Origin of the sequence: Prochlorococcus sp. ALOHA_ZT_50, assembly GCF_022447305.1 — a bacterium.
GTDB lineage: Bacteria > Cyanobacteriota > Cyanobacteriia > PCC-6307 > Cyanobiaceae > Prochlorococcus_A.
Map to the genome: position 1 here is coordinate 1 of NZ_JAKVCI010000001.1, position 16,837 is coordinate 16,837.

Consider the following 16,837-nt stretch of genomic DNA (forward strand, 5'->3'; position numbering starts at 1 on the left):
AAGGTATAAAAGAAAGTGGCAAAAAAATTATAAATCTTGGAATCTGCCCTACCCCGGCAATACCTTTTTTAATCAAACAAGAGAATCTTAGTAGTGGGATCATGATATCTGCAAGTCATAATCCACCAGAATATAATGGCATAAAAATTTTTGATCATAATGGGCAAAAAATTACAAAGTATCTAGAAAATAAAATTCAAAAATTAATTGAAGAGTCGAATCAAAATATATCAGTTCCTAAAAAAGTGATCCCTCTAAAAACAAATAAAGATCTTATGGATATTTATATTAAAAGCCTAATCCAAACAATGGGTGGAGAAAATCTAAGCGGGTTGAAAATAATATTAGACACATGCTATGGATCAGCGACAACCTGCGCAAAAAAAATTTTTCAGTCTCTTGGTGCTGATGTAAGAGTTATCAATAACTCTAAAAATGGTTTGAAAATTAATATGAATTGTGGTTCTACTAACCTCGAACCATTAAAAAAAGCATTAAGAGAGAGTCCTGCAGATATGGGTTTTAGCTTCGATGGGGATGCCGATAGAGTAATTGGAATAGATTCAAAAGGCAATGTTTTAGATGGAGATCACATTCTTTTTCTTTGGGGTAGAGAACTTATGGAACAAAAAATTCTCACAAATAATTTACTAATATCAACGCAAATGGCAAACTTAGGTTTTGAAAAGGCCTGGAAGAAAATTGGAGGAATTTTATATAGAACTGATGTAGGAGATAAATATGTTCATGAAGCAATTAAGAAAAAAAGAGCTGTTTTAGGAGGTGAGCAGTCAGGTCATATACTTTCAAAAATTAATAACTTTTCTGGAGATGGGATATTGACTGCACTTCAAATTTCTAAATTTTGTAAAAAGAAAAATATTAATTTAAATGATTGGCTTAAAAGTAGTTTCGAACCTTATCCTCAAAAACTAACCAATATCAATCTAAATTTTAATATTAATAAATTAAATTCAAAAGACAAAATCTTAATTGATGAATCTATAAAAAATTTTCAGGCAATATATTCGGATAATTGTAGAGTTTATATAAGGCCTAGCGGCACAGAACCCGTTATGAGAGTTCTAGTTGAGGCCAAAAATCATAAGAAAGTTCATTCTTTATCAAGCGAAATAACAAACAAACTCTTTTTAGAAATTGATAAAATAACAAATCAACGATGAATTAAATTTTTATATAAATTTTTTCATAAATATCAAGTTGGTTAACAATCACATACTTTTCCCTATCAGTTTTAACTTTAATTGGATTAAAACTTTCGGAATAATTAAAATCTTTTTTATCTATTGTTTTAAAATGAAAATTACTTGATATAGTGCAATCCATATAATCGAATAAATCCTTTACATCTGTTTTTATAAAAATTAGGGTTCCTTTTTGCAATGAATTTGAGAGCATATTAATAAATCCTGGCTGAATTACACGCCTTTTATAATGCCTCTTTTTAAACCAAGGATCAGGGAAATTAAAAGAAATACTTTTTAGATTTTTGATAATAAATTTATTTTGGACATCATTCAAAATATTATTAGCATTACCAAATATAAAATATAGATTTTTGATTTCTCTTTCAATAACTTTTAATTTAGCATTTTTGACTAATTTCTCACGGATTTCAATTCCTAAATAATTCCAACTGGTATTAACTAAAGCTAAATCAAATAGAAACTCACCAGCAGCACAACCTATATCCAAATGAAGATTCGATTTAGAATCACCAAACATTTCGCTCAAAGAAGGTATTCTCTCAATTTGATTGAAATTACTACTAAGGGGATTAACATGCTGTCTCATACAATTATCAATATATTCCTAGGCAATAATATAAGGATGCATAATATTCATAACTATGACAATAGTAAGTTCAAAAGTAACAGTTTGATGTTTAATTATTATGTGTTTAAAAAGAAAAAGTTTTGAACGTTTTTAATCAACTTTCTATTTGGCTATCCTTTCAACTTTCAATAATTTTCCTTATTGGTATTCCTGTTACTCTATCCTTCTGGTCAATTAAAAAAAGAAATAAAGCAGTTATTAAACTTCTATCAATTTATTGGAAAGTATCCCTTTTATTTTTTATAAGCCTTCTACTTTTAATAGGAAAGTATAATTATGCTCTTGTGATAACAAATATTTCAACATTATTAATGACAGTTTCAGTTTGGTTTTGGAACGATATTAATGATGAATTAAGAGAATATGATTTTTCTTACTCCCTTACCACAACGACAAAAATATGGAGATGGACGATAACTTTTATATCTCTCAATTTCTTTATTCAGAGTTTACAAAACTTCAACTGCTTTTCTTTTATTAATTCGGATGCGTGTGCAATATGGCTTCAGCCTTCTTCAAATTTATATATTACTATAAAAAATTTATTTAATTTTTTCTTTGGAGCTAACTTTACCCAGCCGATATCAAAATTCTTAGGATTATTTTCATTATTAATCTATATTTTAGGCCTTATTCAATGGTCAATAATCAAATTACCTAAAAATGGAAGAAACTCCTGCTTCTCAGAAAATGGCAAAAATTGATTTAATAAATAGTCTTGAAAAAATAAGTTCCGAGATACCTGATAGGATACTTAAACTAGAGGGATTCATTCTAAAAGAAAATCAAAAAGAACAATTAGAAATACTTATTTTCAGAGGTTACAGTAGCTCAACAACTCATCCAATTGAAATAGATTCAGAAAAAAAAGTAATAGAACTTAGTTATATAATTACAAACTTTAAACTTTATAAAGCACCGTTAACAGAAACCGAAGAAAATTTTATAAGAGAAAATCAAAACTCAGTTTTCTTTTTGAATCAAAAAAACTGGATTTAAATAAATTCAAAATTAATAATATTTGAACATCTTTTGCATAATTTTGTATTTTGGATTCCATTAAAAGTTTCTTTTTGATAATGCCAACATCTATCACATTTTTGACCTTGAGCTTTATTTATTTGAATTTTACCAAGTGCATTGTTATCAATAATCAGAGAATTCTCCACCAAATCGGATACCACTTGGAAGTTTGATACTATAAGCCAATCCCTAAATAAATCTACATCTTGATTGCCAAATTCTTTTAGCCAAGTAAGTGAATCTTTTAAAGCTTTATCTTCAGGTAAATAATTAACTTCAGTTTCCAAAGCTGCTCCAATTATTTGTTTGTTCCTACATCCTTCTATAGCCTTGTTAATTTCAACTCTCAAATTTCTTAAATTTGCAATGTGCTCATTAAGTATTTGATTTTTCCATGACTGCGAAAATATTGGCCATCCTCTTTGAAAGACTGATTTTTCTTTAGTTGAATATGGAATATTTTGCCAAATATCTTCAGCCATATGACAAAGCACTGGAGAAATAAGTACGGCTAAATTTTCAACAACTTTTGACATGACGAACTGACAAGATCTTCTCCTAAATTGTGATTTAGAACTTACATATAACCTATCCTTCGCAATATCCAAATAAAAATTTGATAGATCTACAACGCAAAAACTTTGCAAAATTTGGAAAAATTTTGAAAATTCATAATTTTCATAAGCATTTGATATTTGATCTGTAACCTCAACTAATCTGCCTAACATCCATTGATCTAAGAGAGGCAATTGATCAATTTCAAAACTATCAATTTTAGGATCATAATCATGAATATTACCTAGAAGATATCTTGCAGTATTACGAACTTTTCTATAAACGTCTGAAAGTTGCTTGAGTATATTTGAACCAATTGGAACATCTACTGAATAATCTACAGAGCTTACCCATAGCCTTAAAACATCAGCACCATAAGCAGGATCAGTTTTTTTATTATTACCTCCATTAATAATTATATTTGGATCAACAACATTTCCTAAAGATTTGCTCATTTTTCTTCCGTTTTCATCAAGTGCAAAACCATGAGTTAAAACTTTCTTATATGGAGGTTTATTATTGACTGCAACAGATGTTAGCAAAGAAGACTGAAACCATCCTCGATGTTGATCTGAGCCCTCTAAATAAAGATCTGCTGGATACTTTAATTCACTTCTTAGTTCACATACTGCGGCCCAGCTAGATCCTGAATCGAACCAAACATCCATTGTATCTGTTCCTTTTTTCCATAGATCCGATTCTTTTGCATAATTTTCTGGCAAAAGATTCTTAACATCCCAATCCCACCAAATATCTGCTCCATGTTCACTAAAAAGTTCTTGAATATGATTAATTATCTCTTTGTTAAGGAGAATGTCATTACCATTTTTTTTATAAAAAACTGGAATAGGGACTCCCCATGACCTTTGTCTAGAAATACACCAATCTCCTCTACCAACAACCATAGAATAAATTCTTTTCTTTCCAGTCTCTGGCATCCATTCAACATCTTCGATTGCCTTTAATGCAGATGATCTAAAGCCATTTACAGATGCAAACCATTGTTCTGTTGCCCTAAAAATAGTTGGTTTTTTGGTTCTCCAATCATACGGATATCTATGCTTATAATTTTCTTGTAATAGAAGCAAATTATTTCCTTTTAAATGTTCAATAATTAAATCATTTGCATCTTTCAGGACATTTGATCCTTTGAATTGACCAGAATATTCATTTAAGTTACCTTTTTCATCAACGACACATGTTATTGGTAAATCATATTTTTGACCCACATTAAAATCATCTATCCCATGACCAGGAGCAGTATGAACAATTCCAGTTCCTGATTCTGTAGTAATATAATCTCCTCCAATTACAATTCTGCAATTTTTATTCTTAGAGGGATGTTGATATTCAATATTTTCCAATTTAGAGCCTTTAACCTCTAAAAGCACCTTGAAATCTTTATTAAATTTCTTACTTATTTCAGAAGCTAAATCCTTTGCAAAAAGGTAAATTCGTTTCTCTTCATCGATAGCAAAAACGTACTTTATTTTTGGATTTACTGCAACTGCTTCATTTGCAGGTATGGTCCAAGGAGTAGTGGTCCAAATAGTTATGAAAGAATTATTTTGAAAAAAATCTTTTTTGATATTAAGATTTTCTTGGATGAAATTTAATAGAATTTCCTCAGGTATTTTAGTGATTTTTAATGAAACATAAATACTTTTTGAATAATGTTCATCAGGGTATTCTAATTCTGCTTCTGCAAGTGCAGTCCTTGAACTTGGACTCCAATGCACAGGTTTAAGACCTCGATATATATAGCCATTTAAAAACATTTTCCCAAATACTCCAATCTGAGCAGATTCATAACTTTTCTTAAGAGTTAAGTAAGGGTTATTCCAATCTCCCCATATGCCCCACCTTTTGAAACCCTCCTTTTGATTATTAATTTGGATATGGGCATAATCTGTTGCTTTTTTTCTTAAATTTAGAGTGTCAAGATTCTTTCTTTCATCAGATTTTAAATTCTGAAGAACTTTTAATTCAATAGGTAATCCATGACAGTCCCAACCAGGTACGAAATGAACCCTAAATCCTCTTAAGGTTTTGTACTTATTGATTATGTCTTTTAAAACTTTATTAAGGGCATGACCCATATGAAGCGCTCCATTTGCATAAGGAGGGCCATCATGTAATGTAAATATTTCGCCTGAATTGCTTGAACCTAATTGGAAATCAATATCATTGTTAGCCCAAAAATTCTGAATCTCAGGTTCTCTTACAACTGAGTTAGCACGCATTGAGAAGTCAGTTTTTAATAAATTTAAAGTTTCTTTATAAGAAAAGTCTGATTTTTGTTCTTTGCTATTTTGAGATTTCATACGACGATATAAGAAATATTGGTGATCAAAAGAATTATTTAAATAAATCTAATTCATTATATTCTTTCTTAATTGACCTGTAGTTTTTTTGGGATGTTTCAAATAACCAATTTATTTGATTTCAGACTTTTATATTATCATTTTTATCATTTCTTACCCACTTTTTTTGGGTTGTATTTTTATTATTGCTACCAAAATTAAAAAAATTTGAAGGTTTCGTGAAATCACCGAATACCAGATTTATAGATTCTAATATTTTCAAAAAGTTATTTTTAAACTCCAAAAAGGTAATTAATTTTTTCTTTTCGTTATCTGTCAATTGGTACCATCTAGATAAAAAAAGCTCTACTAGATAAAAAATAACTAGTACTGTTAAAAAAAGGAAAATTACAAAAAATGATTCATCTAATGTTTTATTTTTAATTATTAATATCAAACCTATTAATAAATTTAAAAAAGCTTTTATTAAGTCTTTTGGTTTACCGAGCTCAAGATAAATTATCGGTACAGTTAGAAAAATGGTCCCAACTAAAATATAAAAAGTTCCCAAATAAAATATCAAACTATTCATTAAATTAACTACTTAATTAAATTATAAGAGTTGATATCAATAAACAAACTATCTATCAGAATTTCCTTAAGTGCGGTCGGGGAGACTTGAACTCCCACACCCGAAGATACGAGTACCTAAAACTCGCGCGTCTACCAATTCCGCCACGACCGCTCAAATAAAATAATAATTGAAAGAGGTTTATTTTAAAAATTTTTTTTCTTAAGATGATTAATTTGACACATTAAAATTAAATTAAAAATCTCCTAAAAGAAATTTTTTATGTTTGAGCATGCAATCATCTTAAAATATTAGTTATATTATTTAAAGAATAAAAGAAACGATTTCAAACTTAACCAGTAAAAATACAACGAAAAATACTAATTCTTCAAAAACATTTAATTGGCAAAAAGAGATTAAAAATTACGTAGATCCGCCAAGTTTTTGGAATCCAACATTAGGTTTATTTTTTGGCGGTTATTTTCTCGCTTTTCTTAGCATATGGCAATGGTATAGAGGTGTTTGGCCTTTACCTTTACTTGTAGCCACTGCTTTTTTAGCTTTACATATTGAAGGTACTGTTATTCATGATGCCTGTCATAAAGCTGCTCATCCAGTTCCTTGGATAAATCAAGCAATGGGCCATGGCTCAGCTATTCTATTAGGGTTTAGCTTCCCAGTTTTTACGAGAGTTCATTTACAACATCATATTCACGTAAATCACCCCAAAAATGATCCAGATCATATTGTCAGTACTTTTGGTCCAATTTGGCTAATTGCTCCAAGATTTTTTTATCATGAGGTGTTTTTCTTTCAAAGAAAACTTTGGCGAAGATATGAATTACTACAATGGGGAATTGAAAGATCCATATTCATAACAATTATCTTGGCAGGTTTGAAATTTGACTTTATGAATTTAATTTATAATTTATGGTTCGGCCCAGCATTAATGGTAGGAGTCACTTTAGGAATATTTTTTGATTATTTACCCCATAGACCATTTCGATCAAGAAATAAATGGATAAATTCTCGAGTTTATCCAAGCAAATTTATGAATTTATTAATAATGGGACAAAATTACCATCTCATTCATCATCTTTGGCCTTCGATTCCTTGGTTTGAATACAAAATAGCTTATGAAAAAACTAAGCCTTTATTGGATAAAAAAGGCTCCCCTCAAAGGGTTGGGATATTTGAAAGTAAAGAAGACATTTTTAACTTTATTTATGATTTATTAATAGGTGTAAGGAGTCATAGCAAAAAGAGGGGGAAAATAAGAAAAATCATAAATTTATATCCAGGCTTTAAAATAAAAAAATTTTTATTAAAGATAGTCAACAAAACATTTATTGGAAGCAACTAACTTACTCATTCATTAATAATTTTTGGTACTTTAAAATATTTATCTTCTCTCGATGGACCCAATTCTAAAAGTTCTTCATTGCAATCAGAATTTTTCTTTTCGTCTTTTCTAAATACATTTACAACCTCTATAGCTCTCGTTGTACAGGGGACATCATCTGTATCAATTTTTTCAAGTTGTCTTATATAATCCAATATCTTTTCTAATTGTTCTGCATGATTATTAATTTCATTCTCGTTAAGTTCTAATCTCGCTAAATGAGCAACTTTTTTTACTTCCTCTTTAGTTATTTTTGTCATACATTTAATATCTTTCTTATTAAATAATAGTTTATTAAGAACAACTTATTTACATATCCTTTGAATTTCAAATAATTTAAAAAAATAATCACATCTTTTTGAAAATCAATATCAATTAATAGCCTTAATTATTTTTCTCAGCTAAATATGTTATTAGATAGATATTGAAAAATAGAAGAAGAATTCTTTCCAAAAAATTTTTTTTATCGGCACTCTAAACTTGTTGCTCCTGATTTAATAGGCTGTTACCTCATAAAAAAAAATAATGAGATAGATCAAGTTAAAGGGGTTATTGTTGAAACTGAAGCTTATTCACAGGAAGAAGAGGCCTGTCATGGCTACCGCAAAATGACTGAATCAAACAAATCATTATTTGGCAAACCTGGCACATTTTATATTTACAAATCTTATGGCATTCATCATTGTTTAAACATAGTTACTGATAAAGAAAATTTTGCGAGTGGTGTTTTGATAAGATCAGTTTTTATCTCTAATAAGAATGAAAGATTAGCTTCTGGACCTGGCCTAGTAACTAAAACATTCAGTGTAGACATTTCATTTAACTCACTTGAAGTTCTTAATAACAAATCTTTATGGATTTCTCCACGAGACTCCACTCTAGAAGAAAAAGATCTTATTCAAACTACGAGAATTGGCATATCAAAGGCAAAAAATATAAAATGGCGTTGGTATCTCAAAAATAGTAGGAGTGTAAGTAAAAGATTAAAAGGTGACAGAACACCTAAATTTCAATAATCATTTATCTTTTTAAGCGTAATGCAAATTTGGCCTCATAAACATATCCACACACTAGCTAATTTTTCAATTAAAGATTATGAGTCAGTATTTGAATTAGCTAATAGATTTGATGCACTAAAGAATGCAGGAACAAAAAAGATACCGGCCTTACAAGGGACTTTGGTAACGTCTTTATTTTTTGAAGCTAGTACAAGAACAAAAAATAGTTTTGAGCTTGCAGCAAAAAGACTTTCTGCTGATGTCCAAACGTTTGCGCCATCCTCCAGCTCTTTAACAAAAGGCGAAACAATAATTGATACAGCCATAACTTATTCTGCTATGGGGGCGGATACATTAGTTATCAGACATTCATCAAGTTACATAACCTTTGAGATCGCAAAAAAACTTGATGCAATAAATTCCAAGACTTCGGTTCTTAATGCGGGAGATGGATTACATAGTCACCCCAGCCAAGGATTGCTTGACATCTATACATTGATAAAATTCTTTTCCCAAAAAACACTGAATCCAGAGGTTTTAAATTCCAAAAAAATTTTAATAATTGGAGACGTTAATCATTCAAGGGTTGCCAGGTCAAATCTTTGGGCTTTGAGTGCATTCGGCGCCGATATAATCTTATGTGGTCCTAAGACATTAATACCTGATGAATTTATCAATTTTTTAAAAACCCCCGCGCCAAATCAAATAGAAGATCCTGTTAAATCAAGAGGTTCCATAACAATTTCTAGATCATTGGAAGAATCAATAAAAATTGCAGATGCGATTATTGTTTTAAGACTCCAGAAAGAGAGAATGATGGAAAATTTACTAAGTAGCATTGATTCATATAGTTTGGATTATGGCTTAACCCCAGAGAAATTATCTTTAAATAATAAAGAAATTCCAATTCTACATCCTGGTCCCATTAACAGAGATATTGAAATAAGTAGCAAAGTGGTAGATCGATATCCTAATTGCTTAATTAATAATCAAGTTGCAAATGGTATCCCTATAAGAATGGCTTTGCTTTATCTATTACAGAAACACAACAAGTAAATTTATAGCAACTTAAGACTTTCAGTAAAGAAACCATAAAATAATCCCAATCTTAAAGAATCTAATAAAAGTACTAAAAATTTCTTTTTCCTTTCAAATCTAAAATTTCTTCTCAAAACTATTAAAAACTCAATAAAAACTACTGATAAAAAAGCGGCTACAGGATCCATGAGTTCCACAACGGCACTTACCATACCAAGAGAACTTCCAAAAAAGTAGCCAATTAAAAGTGTAATCAATGATATTGAATATCTTCGCCATGGATTATTAGCCCAAATACTTAATGTCTGAATATTTTCCACAATTTTTAGCTGAAATTTTGTCTTTTGAGGTTTAACAACCATTTTGCATTAAACTAAGCCGCTTCAGAGTTTGATTGAATTTTAGTATTTCCTTCTATTAATTCAAGTAATGCTTCCAACTGAGCCATTAATCCTCTTAATTCGCCTGGTTCAGGGAAAAGGTCATCTTCTTTTATTCCTAAATGCATTTCTCTGAGCTCTTGCCTTAAATAGCGTATGTGACTAATGACTTGCTCTCTTTTGGTTTGCGACATGATATAAATTTTTGCATTTATTTTAAGAAAGAATATTTTTGAAAAGGAGAGTTTGCATATTTATGACTGAGAATGAAGATAAATGACCTAACAACAATTTGAAAAGATTATGAAAATTGAAAATTATCATATCCTTGAAAATATGTACTTAATTCTTATATCAATTTTAAATAATTACTTGAGGCTTTATTATTAGAGTATATTGACTTTACTCAATATGAAATTCATTTCTGAAAATAAAATAAGTGAGGAACTAGTAAATTCTTTTGATGAAGAAATGACCTTTGAGCTCGCTAAAAGGCTAGAGGAAGATAATTATAATACTCCATTTGATGGTTTAAAAGACTGGCACTTACTGAGGGCTCTTGCAATCAATAGACCTGAATTAACAACTAATTATACCCATCTCCTCGATCAGGAACCTTTCGATGAAAACTAAAAGTAAGGACTCCAAAATAAAGGTTCTTTTATTAATAACTGGAAGTATTGCAGCTGTAAGAATTCCATTATTAGTTAGCCAATTAGCGAAAGAAAATTATGAAATAAGATGCGTTTTATCAAAAAATGCAGAAAAATTAATAAAGCCGCTTTCTCTTTCTATTTTAAGTAGAAACCCGTGCATTTTAGAAAATGATCAATGGTCTGATGGTCAATCAACACCTCTTCACATAGAACTAAGTAATTGGGCTGATATTTTAATCATCGCCCCTTTAACAGCGACAACATTAGCAAAATGGGTAACTGGAAATGCAGAGGGATTGATCCCAAGCATCTTAATAGCAAATATAAAGCCAATTATTGTTGCACCAGCAATGAATACACAAATGTGGCTAAATAAAGCTGTCCAAAAAAATTATGAGAATTTACAGAATTACGAAAATGTTTTGTCTTTGCAACCAAGTGAAGGCCTCTTAGCATGTGATGCTATTGGCATCGGTAAGATACCTCCAAATGATCTAATCCAATTAGCTCTTGAATTTATAGCTTCACACAAACAAAATGAATATCGCAAAGATTTACTTAATAAAGAAATTTTAATAACTGGAGGGTGTACCTCAGAGAAAATTGACGCGGCAAGACATATTACTAACAAAAGTTCTGGAGCTATGGGCCTACTTCTCTCTCAAGTAGCGAGGTTCAGGGGAGCACAAGTAAAATATGTTCATGGTCCTCTGAAAATCGATAAGAATCTTACTGATGGAATAAAAAGATATGAAATTGAAACTAGTGTTGATTTAATTAGGGCACTTAATAATGAAATATCAAATTGCGATTATTTTTTCATGAATGCAGCAGTATCTGATTTCAAGATAACCTCTGATACTTCAGCTAAAATTCCAAAAAATCAAATTAATGCTCATTTGAATCAAAACTTTGAGCTAGTCCCAGATATTTTAAAAACAATTAGTAAATCAAAAAAAGATAACCAAGTTTTTGTAGGCTTTTGTGCTTTTACAGGATCTATCGAAGAAGCACGAATGACAATTAAAGAAAAGATTATCCAAAAGGGTTGTGATTATCTATTCGCAAATCCAATTGATCTTGAAGGCCAAGGATTTGGCTTTTTGGCACAAAATGAAGGTTGGTTATTCGATACTAATAATATGGAACACTACATTAACAAAACATCAAAAATTGATTTAGCAAATAAATTAATAACCCAAATTATTTCATTAAAAAAATAAAAAAAAATTTTTTAATTTGTATTTTTTTGTAATCTTAATCATTAAAAATAATGTGATAGCTTAAAATAATTCCAGTTTTTTAAAATCTAAAAAGCTACGGGTTGTTTCGAGGATTTAATAGTCCTATCTTTTATGGTCCTTTCCCTTGTAATATCCGTACTGAACTTATTAGATGACCTTTAATCTATCGTCACAGAACTTTACTGCAACTTTAATTATGAGAATTCGTTCTTTCTTAGCTTTTGTTATTTCAATTTGTATAACTTTTGCTTTCGTACCTGTTAAAACATTTGCTTTTTCTGAAAGAGGAAATGCACAATTCACAGATGTTGTTAACACAGGAAAAGCTAATGATTGCCCTACATTAGACTCATCTCTTGTCGGATCAATATCTCTAGGGAATGGAGATAGCCTTAAAGGAATATGCATGCATCCAACAGAAGTTTATGTAAAAGTGCCAGGGACAAAACGAAAAGCTGCAGAATTTGTTTCTACAAAAATTATTAGTCCTAGAAATAACACCACAGTGACAGAAGTTTATGGAGATATAGATTCAGGAACTTTCACTGAAAAAGGTGGTATTGATTTTCAACTTATTACTGTATTAACTCCTGGTGGTTTAGAGGTGCCATTTGCATTCTCAGCAAAAGATCTTACAGCTGATTTACCTTCATCTATTGAGCCAGGCACTGAGGTTAGTGGTTCAACATTTACACCTAACTACAGAACTGGTGACTTTCTAGATCCTAAGGCAAGAGCTAAAAATACTGGTGTTGAATATGCTCAAGGTTTAGTTGCATTAGGAGGAGATGACGAAGAACTTGCAAAAGAAAATATTAAAGTTGATGTAAACGGTACTGGCGTTATTACTCTTTCAATCAACAATGTAGATTCTGACACAGACGAATTTGCTGGTACTTTTGAAGCTATCCAACCTTCAGATACAGATATGGGTTCAAAGGATCCACTTGATGTAAAAATAATTGGGGAGCTTTACGGAAGAAAGGCATAAATCCTACTCAAGAGAAAAAGGGGGTTAAACCCCTCTTTTTTTTTCAAAATTTTTCTTTATCAATTTAAAAAATGGAATTACAACAAAAAACTAAAACAGATACTAATGGACTAATACCGCCTTATGGAGGGGAACTAAAAAATTTAATTATCAAAGATAAAAACCTTAAAAATGATCTTATCTCTAAAGCTACTTATGAGTTTGAATGTAGCGAGAGAAATGCATGCGATGTAGAACTTTTGATGGTTGGAGCTTTTTCTCCATTGGAAGGTTTTATGGATGAAAATAACTACAATTCGGTAATTAAAAATAATAGAAATACAAACGGGTTGCTTTTTGGCTTGCCTATTGTATTTGATTCAAATAATGAAAAAGTAAAAGCTGGAGAGACAATATTGCTTACTTATAAAAAACAAAAAATAGCAGTTTTAGAAGTTAGCTCTAAATGGGAGCCTGACAAATCCTTAGAAGCTGAACTTTGTTATGGTACTAATTCTTTAGATCATCCTGCTGTTAAGATGATTTTTAACGAGAGAGGGAGATTTTATATAGGAGGAAGAGTTTATGGTTTCGAACTACCAATTAGAGAATTCCCCTGCAAAACCCCAGAAGAAGTTAGATCTACACTGCCATCAAATCATGATGTAGTTGCATTTCAATGCAGAAATCCAATTCATAGAGCACATTATGAATTATTTACTAATGCCTTACTTTCAGATAATGTCTCCTCTAACTCAGTTGTTTTAGTTCATCCAACTTGTGGGCCAACTCAACAAGATGATATCCCTGGAAAAGTTAGATATTTGACCTATAAAGAATTAGAAGAGGAAATATCTGATGAAAGAATAAAATGGGCTTTTTTACCTTATTCAATGCATATGGCAGGGCCAAGAGAAGCTCTTCAACATATGATAATCAGAAGAAATTATGGCTGCACCCATTTTATTATTGGTAGAGATATGGCTGGTTGTAAGTCATCATCAACTGGTGAAGATTTTTATGGTCCATATGACGCCCAGAATTTTGCGAATAAGTGTGCAGATGAATTGATGATGCAAACTGTTCCTTCAAAAAATTTAGTTTATACGAAGGAAAAAGGATATATAACAGCTGAAGAAGCTAAAGAATTTAATTATGAAATTATGAAACTTAGTGGTACTGAATTTAGAAAGAAATTGAGGAATGGCGAACCAATTCCTGAATGGTTTGCATTCAAAAGTGTAGTAGATGTTCTAAGACGCTCTTAATATTGTTTTATTATTAGTATTATAGATTTATTAAAGATTTTTTATCGTGAACAAACGTTGGAGAAACGTAGGACTTTATGTCCTAGCTGTTATTACTGTAATTTTCATTGGTACTTCAGTTTTTGATAAACCTAGTACTGAAAGTTCTACAAAGACCTTGAGATATAGTGATTTTATAGAGGCAGTTCAAGATAAAGAAATCAGTAGAGTCCTAATATCTCCAGATAATGCCACAGCTCAAGTTGTTGAAAATGATGGGAGCAGGTCTGAGGTCAATTTAGCCCCTGACAAAGATTTATTAAAAATACTGACTGAGAATAATGTAGATATAGCTGTAACTCCTACAAAATTAGCCAATCCATGGCAACAGGCTGTAAGTAGCTTAATTTTCCCAGTACTTTTGATTGGAGGCCTATTTTTTCTTTTCAGAAGATCCCAAAGTGGTAATGCTGGAGGTGGTAACCCTGCCATGAGTTTTGGCAAAAGCAAAGCTAGACTGCAAATGGAACCATCTACACAAGTAACCTTTTCAGATGTTGCTGGTGTTGAAGGTGCAAAATTAGAACTCACAGAAGTTGTAGATTTTCTTAAGAGCCCAGATAGATTTACTGCAGTCGGAGCAAAAATTCCAAAAGGAGTTCTTCTTGTTGGCCCTCCTGGTACAGGAAAAACATTGTTAGCAAAAGCAGTAGCTGGAGAAGCAGGTGTACCTTTTTTCTCAATATCTGGTTCAGAATTTGTAGAGATGTTTGTAGGAGTTGGAGCTAGCAGAGTTAGAGATCTTTTTGAACAAGCTAAAAAGAATGCTCCTTGTATTGTGTTTATTGACGAAATAGATGCAGTTGGAAGACAAAGAGGAGCTGGTATGGGCGGAGGAAATGATGAAAGAGAACAAACATTAAATCAACTCTTAACCGAAATGGATGGTTTTGAAGGTAATTCAGGAATAATAATAGTTGCTGCCACCAACAGACCAGATGTCTTAGATTCAGCTTTAATGCGTCCTGGAAGATTCGATAGACAGGTAACAGTAGATAGACCAGATTATGCTGGAAGATTGCAGATATTAAATGTTCATGCGAAAGATAAAACTCTTTCAAAAGACGTTGATTTAGATAAAGTTGCTAGAAGAACACCAGGATTTACTGGTGCAGATTTAGCTAATCTTTTAAATGAAGCAGCAATACTAGCAGCTAGAAAAGATTTAGATAAAGTAAGTAATGATGAAGTCGGTGATGCCATTGAAAGAGTTATGGCTGGTCCAGAAAAGAAAGATAGAGTCATCAGTGATAAGAAAAAAGAATTAGTTGCTTATCACGAAGCTGGTCATGCACTCGTTGGAGCATTAATGCCTGATTATGATCCAGTAGCAAAAGTTTCAATAATTCCTAGAGGTCAAGCTGGAGGTTTAACCTTCTTTACTCCAAGTGAAGAAAGAATGGAATCTGGTCTTTACTCTCGTTCTTACCTTCAAAATCAAATGGCTGTAGCTCTTGGTGGAAGAGTTGCTGAAGAAATAGTCTATGGCGAAGAAGAGGTAACAACCGGAGCTTCAAATGATTTACAACAAGTTGCCAATGTAGCAAGACAAATGATCACTAAATTTGGTATGAGTGACAAAATAGGTCCAGTCGCTCTAGGTCAATCTCAAGGTGGAATGTTTCTCGGAAGAGATATGAGTTCTACAAGAGACTTCTCTGAAGACACAGCCGCAACAATTGATGTAGAGGTTTCAGAACTTGTTGATGTTGCCTATAAGAGAGCTACAAAAGTTTTAACAGACAATAGAACTGTTCTTGACGAAATGGCTCAAATGCTAATTGAAAGAGAAACTATAGATACTGAAGATATCCAAGACTTGCTCAACCGCTCAGAAGTAAAAGTCGCAAACTATATTTAACGCGGAATTTTAAATTTTTAATGCATAACAAAGAAGATTCTTTTTCGGAGTACCTGAAAATTGAGTCTTTTTTTTTACTTATAAAACCTGAAGATAATATTTACTCAAATACCTCTATAAGAAATTCATTTTTTGAAGAATTAGAAAACTTAGTAAAATTAGGATTAAAGAATATTGAAATAAGTTGGTCTAACAACGAAAATTGGTTCGATTTTGTATCCGATATCAAAATTAAATATCCAAGAATTAATTTAGGCTCTGCCTCCATAGTTAATAAGCAATCAATAGAAGATTCTTTAAAAATTGGATTAAATTTTTCGATGATGAAATTTTGGGATAAAGATCTTTTCAATTATGCGCAGTCAAAAAATTATTTATTAATTCCTGGAATTAATAATTTAAAAGATCTTAAGGAAGCGATAGATTTAAATTGCAACATTATCAAAATTTACCCAATAAAAAGTAAAGATAGTTCGATAAATATACTCAACTATAAAAATATTGATTTCATTGCTGCTGGAGGACTATCAATCAATGATTTAAAAACTTATAAATCTTTAGGGTATAAAGCAGTTGTAATTGGAGATAAAGCTATCAAAAATAAAAAATTTGATCCAAAAATATATGAATGGCTCAAAAATAATTAAGTTAAGGATAAATATAATTTATTCA

At 31.0% G+C, this 16,837-nt stretch carries 18 protein-coding genes and 1 tRNA gene; 12 read left to right on the top strand and 7 right to left on the bottom strand.

Translation table 11 applies throughout. The features are described from left to right. On the top strand, window positions 1-1,184 hold a 1,184-nt coding region (locus MK115_RS00005; protein WP_287608043.1), incomplete at its 5' end, for a phosphohexomutase domain-containing protein. Window position 1,185: 1 nt separating this feature from the next. Here the strand turns inward: MK115_RS00005 and trmB are convergent. Continuing rightward, window positions 1,186-1,815 carry a tRNA (guanosine(46)-N7)-methyltransferase TrmB gene (trmB, locus tag MK115_RS00010; RefSeq protein ID WP_287608044.1) on the bottom strand — a complete coding sequence of 210 codons (630 nt, stop codon included), beginning with the start codon at window positions 1,813-1,815 and terminating at the stop codon, window positions 1,186-1,188. A 122-nt stretch (window positions 1,816-1,937) separates the two neighbouring features. Between trmB and MK115_RS00015 the strand changes: the two genes are divergently transcribed. Both MK115_RS00015 and MK115_RS00020 read left to right on the top strand, forming a co-directional pair. Continuing rightward, window positions 1,938-2,561, top strand: a complete 624-nt coding sequence (locus MK115_RS00015) for a DUF3177 family protein (protein WP_287608045.1) — start codon at window positions 1,938-1,940, stop codon at window positions 2,559-2,561. Then, on the top strand, window positions 2,521-2,856 hold the full coding sequence (locus tag MK115_RS00020) for a DUF7734 family protein (RefSeq protein ID WP_287608046.1): 336 nt from the start codon (window positions 2,521-2,523) through the stop codon (window positions 2,854-2,856). The genes MK115_RS00015 and MK115_RS00020 overlap by 41 nt, the downstream gene beginning before the upstream one ends. On the opposite strand, the gene ileS is transcribed toward MK115_RS00020, so the two are convergent. From ileS to MK115_RS00035, 3 genes are all read right to left on the bottom strand, one after another. Beyond that, window positions 2,853-5,759 (bottom strand): isoleucine--tRNA ligase, encoded by a 2,907-nt coding sequence (ileS, locus tag MK115_RS00025; RefSeq protein ID WP_287608047.1) that lies wholly within the window; start codon window positions 5,757-5,759, stop codon window positions 2,853-2,855. The two genes, MK115_RS00020 and ileS, sit on opposite strands and share 4 nt — an antisense overlap. A gap of 121 nt (window positions 5,760-5,880) precedes the next feature. Beyond that, window positions 5,881-6,330 carry a hypothetical protein gene (locus tag MK115_RS00030; RefSeq protein ID WP_287608048.1) on the bottom strand — a complete coding sequence of 150 codons (450 nt, stop codon included), beginning with the start codon at window positions 6,328-6,330 and terminating at the stop codon, window positions 5,881-5,883. A gap of 71 nt (window positions 6,331-6,401) precedes the next feature. Next, window positions 6,402-6,483 (bottom strand) — tRNA-Leu (locus MK115_RS00035). A 241-nt stretch (window positions 6,484-6,724) separates the two neighbouring features. On the opposite strand from MK115_RS00035, the gene MK115_RS00040 reads away from it, so the two are divergent. Next, on the top strand, window positions 6,725-7,672 hold the full coding sequence (locus MK115_RS00040; RefSeq protein WP_287608148.1) for a fatty acid desaturase: 948 nt from the start codon (window positions 6,725-6,727) through the stop codon (window positions 7,670-7,672). A gap of 5 nt (window positions 7,673-7,677) precedes the next feature. Here MK115_RS00040 and gatC read toward each other — a convergent pair whose 3' ends face one another. Beyond that, the gene (gene gatC / locus MK115_RS00045) at window positions 7,678-7,971 is read right to left on the bottom strand and encodes an Asp-tRNA(Asn)/Glu-tRNA(Gln) amidotransferase subunit GatC (protein ID WP_025965265.1); all 294 of its coding nucleotides are present in this window, start codon (window positions 7,969-7,971) and stop codon (window positions 7,678-7,680) included. 171 nt (window positions 7,972-8,142) lie between these two features. Between gatC and MK115_RS00050 the strand changes: the two genes are divergently transcribed. Together MK115_RS00050 and MK115_RS00055 are read left to right on the top strand one after the other, a co-directional pair. Further along, on the top strand, window positions 8,143-8,727 hold the full coding sequence (locus tag MK115_RS00050; RefSeq protein ID WP_287608149.1) for a DNA-3-methyladenine glycosylase: 585 nt from the start codon (window positions 8,143-8,145) through the stop codon (window positions 8,725-8,727). Window positions 8,728-8,748: 21 nt separating this feature from the next. Continuing rightward, entirely contained in the window at window positions 8,749-9,765 is a 1,017-nt protein-coding gene (locus MK115_RS00055; protein WP_287608050.1) for an aspartate carbamoyltransferase catalytic subunit, read from the top strand. A gap of 2 nt (window positions 9,766-9,767) precedes the next feature. On the opposite strand, the gene MK115_RS00060 is transcribed toward MK115_RS00055, so the two are convergent. Both MK115_RS00060 and MK115_RS00065 read right to left on the bottom strand, forming a co-directional pair. Further along, on the bottom strand, window positions 9,768-10,109 hold the full coding sequence (locus MK115_RS00060) for a DUF565 domain-containing protein (protein WP_025892528.1): 342 nt from the start codon (window positions 10,107-10,109) through the stop codon (window positions 9,768-9,770). A gap of 11 nt (window positions 10,110-10,120) precedes the next feature. Continuing rightward, the gene (locus tag MK115_RS00065) at window positions 10,121-10,321 is read right to left on the bottom strand and encodes a DUF8635 family protein (RefSeq protein ID WP_025890350.1); all 201 of its coding nucleotides are present in this window, start codon (window positions 10,319-10,321) and stop codon (window positions 10,121-10,123) included. A gap of 217 nt (window positions 10,322-10,538) precedes the next feature. Here MK115_RS00065 and isiD point away from each other — a divergent pair, with 217 nt between their 5' ends. The 6 genes from isiD to MK115_RS00095 all read left to right on the top strand — a co-directional run bounded on the left by isiD (window position 10,539) and on the right by MK115_RS00095 (window position 16,812). Further along, window positions 10,539-10,760: a protein IsiD gene (gene isiD, locus MK115_RS00070; protein ID WP_025890349.1), complete on the top strand. Its 222-nt coding sequence runs from the start codon at window positions 10,539-10,541 to the stop codon at window positions 10,758-10,760. Further along, complete coding sequence (gene coaBC / locus MK115_RS00075; protein WP_287608053.1) at window positions 10,750-12,006, top strand: bifunctional phosphopantothenoylcysteine decarboxylase/phosphopantothenate--cysteine ligase CoaBC; 1,257 nt, start codon at window positions 10,750-10,752, stop codon at window positions 12,004-12,006. The genes isiD and coaBC overlap by 11 nt, the downstream gene beginning before the upstream one ends. Before the next feature lie 217 nt (window positions 12,007-12,223). After that, complete coding sequence (locus MK115_RS00080) at window positions 12,224-13,018, top strand: photosystem II manganese-stabilizing polypeptide (RefSeq protein ID WP_025890347.1); 795 nt, start codon at window positions 12,224-12,226, stop codon at window positions 13,016-13,018. A gap of 71 nt (window positions 13,019-13,089) precedes the next feature. Further along, window positions 13,090-14,265, top strand: a complete 1,176-nt coding sequence (sat, locus tag MK115_RS00085; protein ID WP_287608054.1) for a sulfate adenylyltransferase — start codon at window positions 13,090-13,092, stop codon at window positions 14,263-14,265. 46 nt (window positions 14,266-14,311) lie between these two features. Further along, complete coding sequence (gene ftsH, locus MK115_RS00090; RefSeq protein ID WP_025890345.1) at window positions 14,312-16,165, top strand: ATP-dependent zinc metalloprotease FtsH; 1,854 nt, start codon at window positions 14,312-14,314, stop codon at window positions 16,163-16,165. A gap of 20 nt (window positions 16,166-16,185) precedes the next feature. Continuing rightward, on the top strand, window positions 16,186-16,812 hold the full coding sequence (locus tag MK115_RS00095; RefSeq protein WP_075439234.1) for a bifunctional 4-hydroxy-2-oxoglutarate aldolase/2-dehydro-3-deoxy-phosphogluconate aldolase: 627 nt from the start codon (window positions 16,186-16,188) through the stop codon (window positions 16,810-16,812). Window positions 16,813-16,837: the final 25 nt, after the last annotated feature.